The 15,326-nt window shown below is 65.4% G+C and carries 18 protein-coding genes; 8 read left to right on the top strand and 10 right to left on the bottom strand.

Translation table 11 applies throughout. From position 1 onward, the window contains the following. Positions 1-21: 21 nt before the first annotated feature. The gene (locus BQ8420_RS27280) at positions 22-258 is read left to right on the top strand and encodes a hypothetical protein (protein WP_087102643.1); all 237 of its coding nucleotides are present in this window, start codon (positions 22-24) and stop codon (positions 256-258) included. On the opposite strand, the gene BQ8420_RS27285 is transcribed toward BQ8420_RS27280, so the two are convergent. From BQ8420_RS27285 to BQ8420_RS27315, 7 genes are all read right to left on the bottom strand, one after another. After that, entirely contained in the window at positions 219-1,640 is a 1,422-nt protein-coding gene (locus BQ8420_RS27285) for an FtsK/SpoIIIE domain-containing protein (RefSeq protein ID WP_087102645.1), read from the bottom strand. The two genes, BQ8420_RS27280 and BQ8420_RS27285, sit on opposite strands and share 40 nt — an antisense overlap. Beyond that, positions 1,640-1,891, bottom strand: coding sequence for a hypothetical protein (locus BQ8420_RS27290; RefSeq protein ID WP_087102647.1), 252 nt, complete (start codon positions 1,889-1,891; stop codon positions 1,640-1,642). The genes BQ8420_RS27285 and BQ8420_RS27290 overlap by 1 nt, the downstream gene beginning before the upstream one ends. Positions 1,892-1,994: 103 nt before the next feature. Further along, on the bottom strand, positions 1,995-2,402 hold the full coding sequence (locus BQ8420_RS27295) for a plasmid replication, integration and excision activator (protein ID WP_087102648.1): 408 nt from the start codon (positions 2,400-2,402) through the stop codon (positions 1,995-1,997). 113 nt (positions 2,403-2,515) lie between these two features. Further along, positions 2,516-3,256 carry a GntR family transcriptional regulator gene (locus BQ8420_RS27300; RefSeq protein ID WP_087102650.1) on the bottom strand — a complete coding sequence of 247 codons (741 nt, stop codon included), beginning with the start codon at positions 3,254-3,256 and terminating at the stop codon, positions 2,516-2,518. Between the two features lie 221 nt (positions 3,257-3,477). After that, on the bottom strand, positions 3,478-3,909 hold the full coding sequence (locus BQ8420_RS27305; protein WP_235006516.1) for a hypothetical protein: 432 nt from the start codon (positions 3,907-3,909) through the stop codon (positions 3,478-3,480). Next, the gene (locus BQ8420_RS32935) at positions 3,906-4,262 is read right to left on the bottom strand and encodes a hypothetical protein (RefSeq protein ID WP_235006517.1); all 357 of its coding nucleotides are present in this window, start codon (positions 4,260-4,262) and stop codon (positions 3,906-3,908) included. Before BQ8420_RS32935 ends, BQ8420_RS27305 begins: the two co-directional genes overlap by 4 nt. 510 nt (positions 4,263-4,772) lie before the next feature. Beyond that, positions 4,773-5,552, bottom strand: coding sequence for a GntR family transcriptional regulator (locus tag BQ8420_RS27315; protein WP_087102654.1), 780 nt, complete (start codon positions 5,550-5,552; stop codon positions 4,773-4,775). Between the two features lie 30 nt (positions 5,553-5,582). Between BQ8420_RS27315 and BQ8420_RS27320 the strand changes: the two genes are divergently transcribed. From BQ8420_RS27320 to BQ8420_RS27330, 4 genes are all read left to right on the top strand, one after another. Further along, positions 5,583-6,038, top strand: a complete 456-nt coding sequence (locus BQ8420_RS27320; RefSeq protein WP_235006518.1) for an NUDIX hydrolase — start codon at positions 5,583-5,585, stop codon at positions 6,036-6,038. Between the two features lie 49 nt (positions 6,039-6,087). Next, on the top strand, positions 6,088-6,657 hold the full coding sequence (locus BQ8420_RS27325; RefSeq protein WP_200816117.1) for a flavoprotein: 570 nt from the start codon (positions 6,088-6,090) through the stop codon (positions 6,655-6,657). A 52-nt stretch (positions 6,658-6,709) separates the two neighbouring features. Then, positions 6,710-7,336, top strand: a complete 627-nt coding sequence (locus tag BQ8420_RS31675) for a hypothetical protein (protein ID WP_143847589.1) — start codon at positions 6,710-6,712, stop codon at positions 7,334-7,336. Between the two features lie 1,701 nt (positions 7,337-9,037). Continuing rightward, positions 9,038-10,102, top strand: a complete 1,065-nt coding sequence (locus BQ8420_RS27330) for a DUF6924 domain-containing protein (RefSeq protein ID WP_143847591.1) — start codon at positions 9,038-9,040, stop codon at positions 10,100-10,102. 83 nt (positions 10,103-10,185) lie between these two features. On the opposite strand, the gene BQ8420_RS27335 is transcribed toward BQ8420_RS27330, so the two are convergent. Continuing rightward, positions 10,186-11,433, bottom strand: a complete 1,248-nt coding sequence (locus tag BQ8420_RS27335; protein ID WP_087102661.1) for an amidohydrolase — start codon at positions 11,431-11,433, stop codon at positions 10,186-10,188. A 273-nt stretch (positions 11,434-11,706) separates the two neighbouring features. On the opposite strand from BQ8420_RS27335, the gene BQ8420_RS27340 reads away from it, so the two are divergent. The 3 genes from BQ8420_RS27340 (at position 11,707) to BQ8420_RS27350 (ending at position 13,842) form a co-directional block, all read left to right on the top strand. Then, positions 11,707-12,060 carry a hypothetical protein gene (locus BQ8420_RS27340; RefSeq protein WP_143847593.1) on the top strand — a complete coding sequence of 118 codons (354 nt, stop codon included), beginning with the start codon at positions 11,707-11,709 and terminating at the stop codon, positions 12,058-12,060. After that, complete coding sequence (locus tag BQ8420_RS27345) at positions 12,053-12,304, top strand: hypothetical protein (RefSeq protein ID WP_087102665.1); 252 nt, start codon at positions 12,053-12,055, stop codon at positions 12,302-12,304. Before BQ8420_RS27340 ends, BQ8420_RS27345 begins: the two co-directional genes overlap by 8 nt. 77 nt (positions 12,305-12,381) lie before the next feature. Continuing rightward, positions 12,382-13,842, top strand: a complete 1,461-nt coding sequence (locus tag BQ8420_RS27350) for an amidase (protein ID WP_087102666.1) — start codon at positions 12,382-12,384, stop codon at positions 13,840-13,842. A gap of 41 nt (positions 13,843-13,883) precedes the next feature. Here the strand turns inward: BQ8420_RS27350 and BQ8420_RS27355 are convergent, their stop codons facing one another. Both BQ8420_RS27355 and BQ8420_RS32080 read right to left on the bottom strand, forming a co-directional pair. Continuing rightward, positions 13,884-14,591, bottom strand: a complete 708-nt coding sequence (locus tag BQ8420_RS27355; RefSeq protein ID WP_200816118.1) for a hypothetical protein — start codon at positions 14,589-14,591, stop codon at positions 13,884-13,886. 49 nt (positions 14,592-14,640) lie between these two features. Further along, on the bottom strand, positions 14,641-15,326 hold a 686-nt coding region (locus BQ8420_RS32080; RefSeq protein WP_087102670.1), incomplete at its 5' end, for a hypothetical protein.

Here is a 15,326-nt window from a genome sequence, read left to right on the forward strand (position 1 = left end):
ACAGCGGGAGTCCCCCACCGCATGCAACCCAAGCGACCCAGACTGCGGTACTTGCTCTTCGGCCTCGTCGGTCTCGGATGGCACGTCGCCATGTTCGTGATCGATCCCAGCTTCACCAGCCGCACGCTGACGTTGGCGATGCACCTCCCCCTCTGGCTGTTCATCCTGATCGGCGCCATCTTGAGCTACCGGTTCGAGCTGGCCCAGTACCGTGCGCATCAGGCAGCCTCCCCGTCCGAGGACGAATCCGCGCCGTAGACGTCGGTCATAGCCGTGATGTTGGTGTCGGAGACGTAGGCAGCCCGCACCCGCACCGGAGCCGGTGAGGTCTCCATCCGCACGAAGCCCACGCCCGGCAGGGTCGGGTCGATCAGGTGGGCGTTCGCACCCCGGTCCCGAGCGCCTTCCCCAAGAATCATGTCGACCTGGGACGCCTCGTCCAGTCGAAGCGCGACCTTGTCCGGAAACAGGTTCCGAAGGTTCATGACCTCCTTGCGCGGGTCCTGCAACGCGGCCAGCACGGCGAAGCCGACCGAACGCCCCTGTGAGGTCAGGGTGGCAATGGCGTTCTCCGAGCGCTTCCGGATGTCCCGATCAGGGTGGTAGGCGGTCAGAAACGCCACCTCGTCCAGGAGCACCAGGACGAACGGGTCTTCCGTAGTGGGGGTGTGCGAGCGCCGCTTGCCCGCGTAGCGCCGAGCCCGGTCCTGCATCTGGGACACGGCCAGTTCCAGCACCGCCACCGCGGATTCACCGTCATCGGCATAGTGCGCGAACAGGTCCCGCCCGTAGGCGAGTTCCATACGCTTCGGGTCGATCGCCCACACCTGCGCGGTGTTGTCCGCGACGGCGGGGAGCATCGCCCGGATGGCCGACCAGATCACCGAACCCTTCCCCGACCCGGTCACCCCGGCCACCAGGACATGTGTGCCGTGCAGCCGCAGCCGCCACGGCGAGCCATCTTCCCTCTGGCCCACGTGGAGCGCGTCCAGTTCCGGGACGTCGGGGACCGGAAGGGCGCCGAGGGGTTCGGCCAGAGTGTCGCGCCGGGGGAACTCCAAGGTGATGTCCCTCGGCCAGTTCACGATCACCCGGCACGACGGAGCGGCGAACCCGTGCGCCAGCTCAGCCACCCGAGTTTCGAAGTCCGCCGGAGACGTCCCGGCGACGAGGGAGACCCGGACCCGGTCAGCCCAGGTGTCACAGGTGACGCGGCGAATCCGGGGGAGATAGCGACGTTCCTGGTAGGACTCGGCCAGCCCGGAGATCACCAACACCGGTTGCCAGTAGCGCCGGTAGACGAACACGTGCCGCCACCAGGCCAGCATGCGCAGGGTGACCCAGGTCCGGTAGGAGTCGGGCCAGGTGCGCCACCACGCCAGGGAGGCGACCGCAGCCGCTCCCCACAGTCCGGCCAGACCGGGCCAGTCCAGCCACCACCAGGCGGCGAAGGACGCCGAGAAGCAGGCGACCATGACGGGGAAGCGGAACGGCAGGGACACCAGGAACCGGACCAGCCGCCAGATCCAGGAGCCCAGGACCACGATCCCCGGCGTCTCCACGATCGGGGTCGACCACCGCACCCCCTGAGCCGGGGTCGGCAGCGTCGGAGGGGTGTGAGCAGCACCGATCTTCGCCATCACAGCTCACCACCCATCGCGTCTTCGATCCGCGCCAGGATCCGGTCACGGTCGGCGCGGGCACGGGCAGCGGCCTTGACCGCGTCCGGGTTGTCGTCCAGGTCCGCGAGTGTGGCGAACACCCGGGCCTTGAAGTCGAAGAACTCGGCGCGCTCGGCATCCGTGGCGGGCCGGGAGTCGACCGCGTCCAGGAACAGCCGGACCAACTGCGGACCGGTCAGAGTGGACAGGTCGGTGGGGTAATCGGACATACTGAAGACACCTCTTCACGAAGCTTTCGCAGGTAACGGGAGGGGTTCAGGGGCGGCTAGGTGTTGGAGCACCAGGCCGCCCCGCTTACGTGCCAGGAGGCGGTCAGGCCGCTTCCTTGGCCGGAGCACGGCGACCACCAGCGCCGCCGCCGGGAGCCTTCACACCACGGGCCCGCAGTGAGTACGCGACCCGGGGGCGGCGGCCGTTGTCGTCGACGTAGGGCATGACCGCCATCGCCTCGAACTCGATCGGGCGGAACGGCAGCCCGGGGACCTCGTCCGGCAGGGTCGGGCAGACCTCAGCGGCGACCTTGACCTTGACCGACTTGGCCTTGCCCCGCGCTTCTGGGTCGGCGTCGATCACGTCCACCGCCCACAGCGGCAGACCGGTGTCCTTGTCCATCTGCGGACGCTTGGTCTCAAAGTCCGTGATCGCCTCCACGCCCAACGCGAACGCACCGTGCGGGAACACCGTCCCGAACGCGACCGGCAACGCACCCTGAATAGCCATCGATCAGCCTTCCACTTGATAATCACTCAACCACTCGTCCGGTCAAGTTGAGTTCAGGGTAACCGGCCACACTTGATCGGACAAGTAGATAAGTGGCCGGTGTTCGCCCGCAGCTACCCCGCCGGGTAGGAGTCCTCCAGTTCGTGCAGGTCACCGGGAAGAACCACCTCAGCGACCGCGATCACTTTTTCTGAGGCGTCCAGTATCCGCGCGGTGATGCCGAGCACGGGAGTCCCCTCGTCCAGCCCCAGACGCTCGGTCTCCTCGTCCGTCGCCATCCGCGCGCACAGTCGCTCGGAGACCCGGGAAGGCCGCACCTGCTTGACCATCTGCACGTGTTCACGCGCGCCGATGCTGATCGGCTGTTCGTCGCCCAGGTCGGTGCCGTCCGCGACGTCGAGGGGGAACCACAGGGTGACCAGCTCACTGGGTTGGCCGTCATCCAGGACCAGGCGTTGACGCATGATCGCCGGGGAACCCTCGGGCACGCCCACCGCCTCAGCCACGGCAGCGGGAACGGGAGTGCGGCCCGTCTTGAGAATGCGGTTGCTCCTGGCCTCCTCGGAGGCGTCGAAGGCACTGGCACCGGCGTGGGAGCGCTCGGAGGTCTGCTGCGGGACGCCCCGTACGAACGACCCGCGCCCGTGTTCGCGCTCGATCCACCCCTGCATGCTCAGGATCTGCAAAGCCCGCACCACCGTGGAACGCCCGGCCCCGAACTCACGCACCATCCGGGATTCCGAGGGAAGCATCTCCCCCACGGGATACGTACCGTCTTCGATGCGCTCTTGGATCGCCCGCACGATCTGTACGTACTTGGGCGGAGCGAACTCCAGACTCGACATGATGTCCACCTGGTTACTCTAGTACTCGTATGGTCGAGTAGCTTACTTGCGTGGTCCGGCCCTGTCAGCAGGCAGGGGCACATTTGAGCCCCAACCCGTGATCAGGAAGCACGGCGGGAAGCACGGCGGGAAGCACGCCACACAGGCGCGCACATCACCGTGTGAAACAGAACGAGACCCGCGCGCCCCACCCCGTGGCCTCGGAGAGACGGCAGGGCACGCGGGAGTTCTCAGAAGGGCCGCCAGTGCACGGCGCGTTCGACGGTGTAGACCCGCAGATTGTCCACCGTCGCCCCGCACACCGCCCGGCGTTCGACTTCCACCAGAGCGGCGGCGACCAAGGCCACGTCACGCCGAGCCGCCTCATCCGACGAGGACAGCACCGGGGGCACGATGCGCCGGACATGGTTGCACTCGGCCCCGTCAACCCCGTGACACAGCCCGACCACGTAGGACATCAGCAGCCGTCGCCGTGTCACGGGTTCGGGCAGCACACATCGATGCCGCTGGACCAGAGACGTGCCGTCCTGTTGCCGGGACAGGGTCTCGTAGGTGATGGACTCCCAGTCCTCACAGGCCACACGCACCCGCACACCCTGGGCACGAGCCCACGCCATCAGGGTTGCGCGGTCGATTACCGTGCCGCGTCCGTCGCCGTTCATCGCCGCACCGCCCCAACAGCGATGGCCGTGCGCACCAGGTCACGCAACTCGGCCATGTCGTCCAGGGCAGGGGAGGAACGCGCGATCTGCACCAGCAGGTCGATCCCCCGCCGGTCTCGCTCGGCCCGCTGAGTCGAGCGACGACGCTCCACATGCGCATAGGGGCCACGCACCAGGGAGTAGGAACGGGGATCGTCGCCGTCCATCACGATGGGTTCCGGAGCGGGCCACAACTCCACTCGCGCGGGAGCGGGCACCCGGAACGGAGGGGGTCCGCTGCGGTGGTGCCTGCCCTGTCGGGTCGGTCGTATCAGAGTCACCAGCGCCCGAATCAGGGCGATAAGGTCTCTCACGTCAGCCTGCTTTCCTCAGGTTGGCCGTGCCCCCGGACGCCTAGCCCGCGTCGCGGGGGTCTGCTGTCTATGAGGCGGAACCGCCGACGAGTCGGGAGCCACCCGACGCAGGAGTCCGCGCCCCGTTTCATCACGAGCCCGTTCCGCTCCCTTGGCATGCTGTGCAGGGAACCATACGGATAGTGGGTTCACGTGCAGTAGAAGAGCGAACCACGACCAGCCGCCGAGAACGGATTGATTTCCACCCGCGACCACGGCAGGACCTGCACCGCTTCGGAGCGGATACGGCGACGGATTCCACGAAGCACGCTCCCGAGGGGATTGGGGCGGCGACACCCGCCGCGATGGCAGGGGCACCGGTCACATCAACGAACCCAAGGCCCAACTTCTATACATGAGCTGAACCCATTCACTCATGTATATGAGTGATGTAGATAAGAGTGACGTACTCCTGTACATGAGTCAACCCTCTGTGTCGAAGACGCCTCCCCGGGGACGCCAGCAAGACCCTCAGTCCGTGGCCGGGATGCGGTAGTCGAGCACGAACTGGTCAGCGGCCATGATGGTGTCGCACACCTCCACGACACGTCCCTCGGCGGTCACGGCGTTGCGGGTCAGATGGATAACCGGGGAGCCAGGGCTGAGCGCGAGGGCACTCGCCTCCTGCTTGGTCGCCAGACGCGCCCGCACGGTCTCGGTGTACTCCACGAACTCGTGACCGTGTTCTTCCAACCGGGCGTAGATGCCACCACCCCCAGGATTCTCCTCGAAGAGTTCCGGGATATCCCGAGCCACGTCCCACGGCAGGTAGGACGTCGCTTCCTCGGTGGGTGTGCCGTCGCTGAAGTAGAGCCGACGCCGGGCAAGCACCTTGTCGCCCTCGTCCACGGCCAGGCGCTCGGCGATCTCTGCCGGAGCCGACACGGGGCCGATGGAGAGCACTTGCACCGTGGGCTTCACGCCCGCCTGTTCGGTCTCCGCGATGTAGGCCGCCTTGCCCGCACGACGGTGTGAGCGCCGGAACCGATCCGAGGACTTGCGTCTGACGGGAGGCCGGGACTTCACGAAGGAGCCCTTGCCCTGATACGTGTCCACCAGGCCCGACGTCCGCAACTGGGCGACCGCCTTGCGGACCGTACCCGACGAGACGCCGTAGCGCTCCATCAGCGTCGTCTCGCTCGGAATCTCCTCAGCAGGAGCCAGGCGGCCGGCCCGGATCTGCTCTTCGATGTCGTCCGCGATCTGGAGATACCGGGGCTTCGCCGACTTCGCCCCTACAGTGCTCGCCATAGTCCTTCTGTTCCTCCTATGCTCCTGTACATGAGTAACAGCACCGGAGACAAGCCGTCAACGCCGCTGCACTCGGTGTCCGTGGCAGGAGCCGTCATACGCGAGGACGGGCGCATGCTGGCGATCCAGCGCAGGGACAACGGCACCTGGGAGCCACCGGGCGGAGTCCTGGAGCTGGACGAGACCCCCGAAGACGGCGTTGTCCGAGAGGTCCTGGAGGAGACCGGCATCCACGTCGAGGTGGAGCAACTTACGGGTGTCTACAAGAACATGGCCCGCGGAATCGTCGCTCTCGTCTTCCTCTGTAAGCCGTCAGGAGGCGAGGAGAGCACCACGAGCGAGGCAACCGCCGTCGAGTGGTTCACTCCCGACGAGGTCAAGAAGCACATGGGCGAGGTCTACGCTGTCCGCCTTCTAGACGCTCTAGAACCGAATCTCCCTCATATTCGCACCCACGACGGGAAACAACTCTCCTCAAGCCAGTAAGTACTTCCCCGATCATGCTCTGAGACAGAGACTCTCGCGGAAAGGGCCGGTGCCTGATTCCATGGGTGACCAGAAGACGCTCTATGTGGCGGTGTGCGCGGCAGGACCGGCTTCCGAAGTCGGCACTCTGGTCGGCCTGGCCCAAGACCGAGGCTGGACAGTTCAAGTCATGGCCACGCCAGCCGCAGTCAGCTTCATCGACATCCAGGCGTTAGAGAAGCAGACCGGTCGGCCGGTACGGAGTCAGCACCGTACACCGGGGGATCCCCGCTCTCCCAAAGCGGATGCCATCATCATCGCCCCGGCCACGTTCAACACCATCAACAAGTTGGCCAACGGGATCGCGGACAACTACGTCTTGGACGTGGTGAACGAGGCGATAGGCCTTAGAGTTCCGACCGTGATCCTACCGTTTATCAACTCTGCCTACGCCAACAGGTCGCCCTTCAGAGAGAGTGTAAAAAGACTAAACACTGAACATGCCTCCGTTCTGATTGGCCCGGATTCATTCGTTCCCCACGAACAGGGAAGTGGATCATGTATCGCCAAGGACTTCCCATGGCTCCTGGCTCTTCGTCAGGCGGAAATGCGCTCCAGCGAGGGCGATTTCAAAGAATAATATTCCAATGCAAGCAGAAGAATAACCAATAATAACACGGAAGTGGCGCACAGTGGATGCCAATACGAGCGGACTTCTGGCTCAGGTCGTGCCAGTTTTGATAGTTGCGGTGCTAGTTGAGGCAAAATACACACTTTTGGAATCTAGAGAGAGGAAGGATCTCGCTCTCGATGTTGAAAAAACAGAGAAGAGGATCCACGCTCGAGCGATACAGATTAAAAACTTGATAAAGAAAAATCGAAGGTACTCTTTCTTCTATCGCCAAAAGTCGCTCGCCTTGCGGAAAATAGAACAGGAAGCAGACTCCCTTTCTGAGGCCTCTGGAAGAATAAAGGACCTCCGGAAAAGAATGTCCAAACTAGATGTGCCGGAGATCATGTCCGCGTTCTTGATATTCTCAATACTAGCCATTCTCATTATCCTTGAGATGCTCCTATTAGGAAATAGTGCAGGGATCGTTTCTCTACCATCTCAATTTGCTAAGTTTTCAATTACTTTAGTCTCCACTATTTTCTTGGTGGCTATTTTTCTTCCATTTAGCAAGGTGCTCTACCTGGTAGGCCGCGAATACATGGAGATTGGAAGAATCGGCAAAAATGTCATTACTGTCCTATGCTGGATCCTGTTCCTTGGTTTTATCGGCACAATTTCCTTCATATCTTTGATAATTTTCTCCTGAAAATGGTCTTTCTGGTTCAGTTGTGGTGCCGAATTGGTCTATATGAGATCAAGGCGACGGCGCAAGCGCCGCCGCGGCGGCTCACCGTCCGGCGAGAGCTGCGGGCTGCCGCCCGGTCTCTCGCTCGGTCGGCAGCCGAAGAACGGACGAAGCGCCGGAATTGGTTTCCCAGCACCAGGAACGGCACCAGGACCACTGGTTCATGGTTACTGGCGTGCTCGATCCCGAGGCACCCGATAGCGGAATGCGACCGTCTTGGGTGATCGGCCTCGGCGCTATCGGGCACCTCGGTCCGAACCGTGATTGCCGATGCCCATGGTTGTGGAAGTGGTGGCGAGTACCATCGTTCAGACCTGGCGCACCCTGAGGGCCGTGCAGGTGGCGGACGCCCCTCCGTTACACAATCGGTGCCGCAGCAGCAAGGAGCAACCGGAAACCGTGAGAGAAGTCGAAACTTCTGCCCAGGTCACCGGCCGCTTCTGTAATCAGGTCCAACTACTCCGCCCACCCGAGAGCAGTAGGCTTTTAGGTTCGTTTCTTACTGGAGCGGGTGTTCCACTCAGATAGAGAATTCATGACATCAGGTACCTGCGAAGGATTTGCCTTCCTGATAGCCATGGCACCCAAGATCAAGCGGACGGCATGCCGAGACAAAACGTGGATAGTCCAAGCAGTAGCCAACACAATAAGCTCAACGATACCAATATCGGGAATTATCTGAAAGATTTCAGACACGAAAAATACACCTTATCTAAAGGTGCATTTCCCGAGAAAAATTTAGGCATCGCATTTGCCTGGCGCATCGGGACACGCACAGTGGCTAGAGATAGCCACCTCGTACATGATTTAACTCTATGAAGTAGGCGAACATATATTATACCACATGCAGAGAGAGTGCTTTCACCTTACAGCGTCCCTTCTCACTGAGCTTTGATGATGGTGTTCTCGTGGATCCGCGGAATCGAGGCGCGTGGAGTGTTGACAGCGCAGGGATCGTGGAGCCCACGAGGAGCGCCCCTACAGCATCAGCGGAGTCCCCCGCCTTCCCATCCGTAGGGGCAAGCTTTCGTGCCACGCACGTGCCACACGAGGCGGTCAACTTCGGGGAAGCACGGGGAATCGTGGGGAGACGGGCGGCATCAGTGCAGGTAGACGAAGTGCGAGGTCAGCCGTCAGAGCTGTTGTCGGCTTCCTCAACTGATGACGTGTTCAGGTCCCGGGGCACCCGATGGCGCGACACGGACTGTCTGGGGTGCCGGCCCCGGCGCCATCGGGCACCCCGGACCGAAGACGATGGTTACCGAAGGCTGGGGCCGAGGGAGTTTGGTTCAGGTGTGCGGGACAGGCCCATCACACCTGGGGCTAATGTCCTGTGGCTGGGGTCGAGAGCAATGCACATTCAGTGCACATGGCTCTGGGAGGGTACCGGAAGCGGTGAGAACCGACCGGGACGAAGGACGAGGTCAGCGACGGTTTCCGGGATCGACCCACAGGCCACCGGATGCCCCCGGTACGGGAAGAGGTCGTGGGTTCAAATCCCGCCACCCCGACAAGTGACCAGGACAGTCCTTCCTGGTCGAAGAGTGGCCGTTCGGTGGTTTTTACTACCGAGCGGCCACTTTTCTTTGTTCTGCGTGCTTTGTCACCGCGTTCTGGTACTCAGGAGACCGTTCCACTCCTTCTCCACGCAAGGTGCCTCCCATGCGACGCCCTCCTTTGCCCCTCCTTCCGCCCGTCACCAAGGGAGAGGAAGAGATCCCGGGCTTCCTCGTGGTGCGCACCGCCTATGACGATCAGGACGCTTGGCAAGACACGCTCTCGCACCTGATCGACCTGCCCGGTGCGCGTCCGTCCCCGCCCCTCCCCCGCCCGGGGCGCGAGGACGACGGGATCGTCCTCGCACAGAGCGACAAGCGCTTGCTCCTGGTGGACGACCCCGCTTGGCGGGACGCCACCACCGCCGAGGTCCACTCGGCCCTGGAACAGGCCGGCCCCTGGCGCCCGGACCTGGTGCTGCTGGCCGACGGCCGCACGATGGCCGATCCCGCGCACCGGCCCTTCCTGGCCTTCACGCCCTCTCCTGGGAGCGACGACGAGGAGCAGGAGAACCCTTTCGTCCCCCACGAACTCGTGCTGCGGATCGGAGCCCGCCAGACGGCGATGCTCTACCTGGTATTCGATTCCGGGCACGAAGACCTGAGCGCCGACGCGACCGCCCTGCCCGATGATCCCGACTCGGTGTTCGGCGCCGACCTGGACCTGCTGACCACTCCTCCCCGTTACCGCCCCTGCGCGGGGCGTCCGACGCGGCTCCCCGTGAGCGAGGATCCGCTCGTCGTGCGCACCCACCATGGTGACGACGGGGCCTGGAACACCGTCGTGGCGGCCGTACGCGCCCCCGTCTCCGACGAGGGCGTCGAGCCGCCCGGGGACGACCCCGACGCGTTCTACGCTTACGTCCGCACAGTGGACGACACCAGCCACACCGGGCTGTCCTTCGAGCAGCTCATGGCTTTGACACCCCGCGACTCCCACTCGTTCCTGATGGTCGCGGACGAGCTGACCATGCGCGATCCCCGGCATCCGCTGCTGGTGGTGGATCTGTGGACGCGGCCCGGCAGGTCCTTCAGGGCCGCGCCGGGGGCGATCCAGGCGATCGAGAACAACCTGTCCATAGCCAACATGGACTTCGAGGAGTTCGCCTGTGGCGAGGGTTCCATCCAGTACTGGGAGACGGAACACGAACCCGGTATAGAGGTCCTGTGAAGGCACGCTCCTCCCGGAGCCACCGGGGCTGAGGAACAAGCGAACAGGGGCCGGCGTGATCACGCGACGCCGGCCCCGGCCCGTCAGTCGCCGGACCGGTCGTTCCCCGCTCCGAGGTAGGCCAGAATTCCGGTGATCGCCGCCCGGGCCCCGGTGGCGAGCGTCGGTTCCATGACCGGTGCGAAGTAGGGCGAGTGGTTCGACGGCGGCTCACCGTCCACGGGGTCGAAGCCACCGAAGAACCAGTAGACCGAGGGCACGTCGATGGTTTCGGAGAGCTCCCCGAAGTCCTCACTGCCCATGTCCGGGACGCCTTCGGACACCCGGTCCTCTCCCAGCCCGGCGCGCAGGGCCGCTTCGACCCGGGCGGCCTCGTCGGGGTCGTTGTAGCACTGCGGGAACCTGTAGAGCTCCTCGATCAGCGGCTCCGGAGCGTTGGAGACGGCCGCCTCCCCCGTGATGACGCGGTGTACCGCGGCGAGCACCTGGTCGCGCACCTCGGGTTCGAAGGTGCGGATGTTCAGGGTGAACTCCGCTTTGCCCGGGATGATGTTCTCCTTGAACCCTGCGTGGAAGGTGCCGCAGGTGATCACGGCCGGGGACCGCGGGTCCAGTTCGCGCGACACGATGGTCTGCAACCGGGTGACGATGGACGCGCCGAGCACGATCGGGTCGACCGAGGCCTGTGGCTGTGAACCGTGGGCCTGGCGGCCGTACACCGTCACCTTCAGCGAGTCGGCCATGGACATCGCGGCACCGTGGCTGACCGTCACGGCACCGGCCGGCAACGACATCACGTGCTGACCGAGGACCACGTCGGGGCGAGGGGCCCGGTTCCAGAGGCCGTCGTCGACCATCGCGCGTGCGCCGACCGCCGTCTCCTCACCGGGTTGGAACACCAGGACGAGCGTTCCCGACCACGCGTCGAGGTCGGAGACCAGGACACGGGCGGCCGTGAGCGCGGACGTGATGTGGGTGTCGTGGCCGCAGCCGTGCATCACCGGGACCTCGGTCCCGTCGTCGAGCGTGCCGACGGCCTCGCTGGCGTACTCCAGGCCGGTCTCCTCACGGATGGGCAGCGCGTCGGTGTCCGCGCGGAACGCCACCACGGGGCCCTCGCCATTGTGGACGACTCCGACCACCCCGGTGCCGGCGCAACGGAAGTGCGCGATGTCGAGGTCGTCGAGTTCGGCCTCGATGAAGTCGGCGGTCGCGTACTCCTTCATGGACAGTTCGGGGTTGGCGTGCAGGTGCCGGTAGATCCGATGCATGCGTTCGGTGTCCAGGCGGGCCGGGTCGGCGGGGCCGGTGGTCTCAGGATGAGCGGTCATTTCACGGTTCTCCCTCTGTGACGGCGCCCCGGACGACGGGCGTACCCGGTGGTGTGGACGGCACAACGGTCGCGCCGAAGCCACATCGACCACATTGTCACCGGCGCTCACGGTTCAGTGGCGAACCAGGGCGCTCCCGGCGCGGCCGGGACCAGGACGAGCTGGATCACCAGAGCCGTGGTGACGGCGAAGACGATGGATGACGGTGGCGAAGGCCCGGTAGTGTTCACCTTGCTGGACACCACGCACTGTCAGGACCTCCGGGAGGCACGGGTGACTACTCCGTTCGTCGACGGCTCCGATGCGATCATCCCGCAGCCCCCGCAGAGACTCCCTGATCTTCGCCAGGCCGTGGCCACCGTCGCGCCTTCTCGTCTGGGAGAGTTCTTCGACGAGATGCAACGCGCCTTCACCGAGTGCGGCGAGCGGGACAGCGTGATTCCGATCCGGATGTTCTATCGCAAGTGGGCGGCCACGGTCGCCATCGCACGAAGGCCTGAGGCCGCCCGACGCCTCCAAGAGGCCGAGAGGTCCGTCCACGACACCGACCCCGAGGTCCGGAATCAGGCGATTCGTACCGCGGGTGAGATCGTCAGGGCGGCCCATGAAGAGGCCGAGCGTGTCTGACTGGCACTGGGAACACGATCCCGAGACACTGCTCGACAGCTTGCCCGAAGAAGCGCTCCGGGCGGTGTCCGCTCTCGCCACAGAGCTCGCCGTCCGCGAATCCATGATCTTTCTGGAAGGCGCCGCCTTCTCCGGTGCCATGCCGGGAGTTCGTACTGAACTACGCGGCGAACTGATGCTGACCTACCTGACGGACGTTCGGGGCGAACGCATCGTGGTTGTCCAGGTCACCTGGTTCGGTTGAGTGGTAGGCCGGTCGGACACGGCTGAATCCGCTTCCCTTCGGGGACGTCCGAGTGGTGAAGGAGTCCGAGAGCGACCATGAACGAGATCCTGCGGATGTCGGCGGCGGACCTGGTGAGCGCGATCGGGCGCGGGGAGGTCTCCGCCAGGGAGGCGCTCGATGCCCACCTGGAGCGGATCGATGAGGTGAATCCGGCGATCAACGCCGTGGTCACGGTCGACCCCGAGCGGGCCCGAGACGCGGCCGACACCGCCGACCGACTCACCGCGTCCGGAGCGAAGACCCCGCCCCTGCACGGTCTCCCGATGACCCACAAGGACACCCACGCGGTGGCGGGGATGCGCAGCACGAACGGCTCCCGGATCTTCGCCGACCACGTGCCCGAGGAGGACGACCTCGTCGTCGCCCGGCTGCGCGCCGCGGGTGTGGTCGCCACCGGCAAGTCCAACGTCCCGGAGTTCGGGGCGGGCTCGCACACCTTCAACGAGGTCTTCGGTACCACCACCAACCCCTACGACCCCACGCTCAGCGCGGGCGGCTCCTCCGGTGGGGTGGCCGCGGCCATCGCCGTCGGCATCCAACCCCTCGGTGAGGGTTCGGACGTGGGCGGCTCGTTGCGCATCCCCGCCTCGTTCTGCGGCGTGGTCGGCTTCCGCCCCTCCTACGGGGTGATCCCCTCACCCACACCGGTCGACGACCAGGCGTGGTTGGGCCGTACCGGACCGATGGCCCGTGAGGTGTCCGACATCGCCCTGTTCATGTCGGCGGTCTCGGGCCCCTCGGACCGGGTCGTGCCCGCGGCGCCGCTGACCGGGGACGACTTCTCCGAACCGATCGTCGGTGACCTGCGGGGCGTGCGGATCGGCTGGAGCCCGGACCTGGGGCTCGGTGTTCCCGTGGAGCCCGAGGTCCTGGACGTGCTGACCCGACGGTTGCGTGTCTTCGAGGAGGCCGGGGCCATCGTGGAGGAGGCCGCGCCGGACCTCACCGACGCCGACGAGGTCTTCCTGACCACCCGCGCCTTGAACTTCGCCACCGCGTTCGGGCCGCTGATCCGCGAGTACCGGGACCTCATCAAGCCCGAGGTGGTCTGGAACGTGGAGAGCGGACTGGCGCTGCGGACGAGCCAGATCATCGACGCCACCCTCGCACGGACCCGTCTGGCCGCCGCCGTGCGGGACTTCTACTCGCGCTACGACCTCTTCGTGAGCCCCGCCGCGCAGGTGCTGCCCTTCGACGCCCGGTCGCGTTACCCCTCTTCGATCAACGGCATGGAGACCGCCGGCTACCTGGACTGGATGCGCTCGGCCTGGGTGCTCTCCGCCACCGGACTTCCGATTCTGGCGGTACCGGCCGGATTCACCGGTACGGGTCTCCCCGTGGGGTTCCAGATGGCGGCGGGTCACTACCGTGACGTGGAGTTGCTGCGCTACGCCAAGGCGTTCGAGGACCGTACGCGCTGCGTGGACCAGAGGCCCGACATCAGGTCCGGTGAGGGCCAGGAGGTCCGACCGGTGACGACCGTCGCCGCGGAGTAGGGGACCACCGCGTTCGGTGGCGACCGGATCGCCCCGCCGAGTCATTCCACCAGCGTGACGGCGTGTTCGGCCATCGCGATCAGGGTCTCCTCGTCCTCGGTGAAGTCGACCCGACCCGTCCGGTGCTCCGGGGACTCGACCGCCTCGGACGCCTCGACAGAGACCAGCACGTCACCGACCCGAACCAGCACATCGGCGTTGCCGACCATGTCGTCGCTCCCCTCCTGGTAGTGGGACACCACGGACTCGTCCCCGAGTTCGAGCTCACGGGCCTCCGAGACCTCCACCGACCAGTAGTCGCTGTCGTCACCGTCGAGCAGTCTCTCGGACTCGGTCTCGTACAGCTCCTGGGCGTCCGACTCGTCACGGAGTGGTCTCTCGTCGTCGTCCGTGGCGAATCGGTACCGGACGAACAGCACGCCCGGGGTCCCGTCCGAGTACTCGACCCACCATTGGCAGGTGGAGCGGGCTTCACCGAAGTTCGCGTTCGGCATGCTCGCGGAGAGGGCGCCGAGCTGGGAACCGCCCCCCGCGGAACACGGCTCGGAGGGCAGACCTTCGGTCTCGTTCCCCGCTCCGGACGCCCCGGATCCGGTGCCGACGATCACGGCTCCGGCGACCCCGACCACCAACACGTACGCGCCGAGCGTCGCCGCCACGGTGATCGCGACGGTCCGCCCGGTCGATCGCCGGGGTCGCATCGGAGCGGACGCGGCCTGTGGGAACCCCTGCGGTGGTCCGTCGTACACGGCGGGTCTCCTGTTCTGGGTGTGGTCCGAGAGGGAGGGGGAGGGTCGTTCAGCCGAAGACATCGTCGGCCGCCTCGGTGAGCAGGCCTTCGGACTCGTTGAGGTCGATCTCGGCGAATTCACCGGTCACGTGGAAGGAGAGGGTGCTCACCACGTCGCCCTCGCGAACGATGAGGGAGACACGTTGGGACACGCTGTCGGAGTACCCGTAGTCGATGTTGTGGACGACGAGCACGCTCTCGTCGCCGTAGGAGAGGGGCCGGTCCTGGTGTTCGGAGGTTCCCTCGTCGCCCAGTTCGACGAAGACCTCGGACGCGGACTCGACGGCGGTCTCGTAGAGCTCGCCGGGATCGCGCGGAGCGTGCTCCTCGCCGGCGGCCTCCAACGTCGCGGAGTCGGTTTCGGAGAAGGCGACGCCGCGGTGGAGGGACAGGTACACCTCGTCCTCCCCCGCCATCGAGGTCTCCCAGGCGCACCCGTTGGAGTACTCGCCGTTGGACCACGAGTAGGTTTCGGCGTCCAGGTCGGACAGTGTGTCCTCTCCGAGGAGGGCGCACGGGTCGTCGGCGGGCAGTCCGCGAGCGGTGTTCATACTGGTGGAGGGCCCGTAGGCGAAGACCACGGTCCAGGTGAGGATCCCGGCGACCGCCAGTGTCACGGTCGCGGTGATGGCGACGGTCCACGCCGTTCGGCGACCGCCGCGCGGCGCCGAACGGCGTGGACCGTCGCCATCAC

It is taken from the genome of Nocardiopsis sp. JB363, from assembly GCF_900143625.1.
In the GTDB taxonomy this organism is placed as follows: domain Bacteria; phylum Actinomycetota; class Actinomycetes; order Streptosporangiales; family Streptosporangiaceae; genus Nocardiopsis.

What these genes read in the sequence shown, in the direction of transcription:
- BQ8420_RS27280 (WP_087102643.1), top strand. Translation starts at nt 22, where the DNA reads ATGCAACCCAAGCGACCCAGACTGCGGTACTTGCTCTTCGGCCTCGTC.
- BQ8420_RS27285 (WP_087102645.1), bottom strand. Translation starts at nt 1,640, where the DNA reads ATGGCGAAGATCGGTGCTGCTCACACCCCTCCGACGCTGCCGACCCCG.
- BQ8420_RS27290 (WP_087102647.1), bottom strand. Translation starts at nt 1,891, where the DNA reads ATGTCCGATTACCCCACCGACCTGTCCACTCTGACCGGTCCGCAGTTG.
- BQ8420_RS27295 (WP_087102648.1), bottom strand. Translation starts at nt 2,402, where the DNA reads ATGGCTATTCAGGGTGCGTTGCCGGTCGCGTTCGGGACGGTGTTCCCG.
- BQ8420_RS27305 (WP_235006516.1), bottom strand. Translation starts at nt 3,909, where the DNA reads ATGAACGGCGACGGACGCGGCACGGTAATCGACCGCGCAACCCTGATG.
- BQ8420_RS27315 (WP_087102654.1), bottom strand. Translation starts at nt 5,552, where the DNA reads ATGGCGAGCACTGTAGGGGCGAAGTCGGCGAAGCCCCGGTATCTCCAG.
- BQ8420_RS27320 (WP_235006518.1), top strand. Translation starts at nt 5,583, where the DNA reads ATGAGTAACAGCACCGGAGACAAGCCGTCAACGCCGCTGCACTCGGTG.
- BQ8420_RS27330 (WP_143847591.1), top strand. Translation starts at nt 9,038, where the DNA reads ATGCGACGCCCTCCTTTGCCCCTCCTTCCGCCCGTCACCAAGGGAGAG.
- BQ8420_RS27335 (WP_087102661.1), bottom strand. Translation starts at nt 11,433, where the DNA reads ATGACCGCTCATCCTGAGACCACCGGCCCCGCCGACCCGGCCCGCCTG.
- BQ8420_RS27350 (WP_087102666.1), top strand. Translation starts at nt 12,382, where the DNA reads ATGAACGAGATCCTGCGGATGTCGGCGGCGGACCTGGTGAGCGCGATC.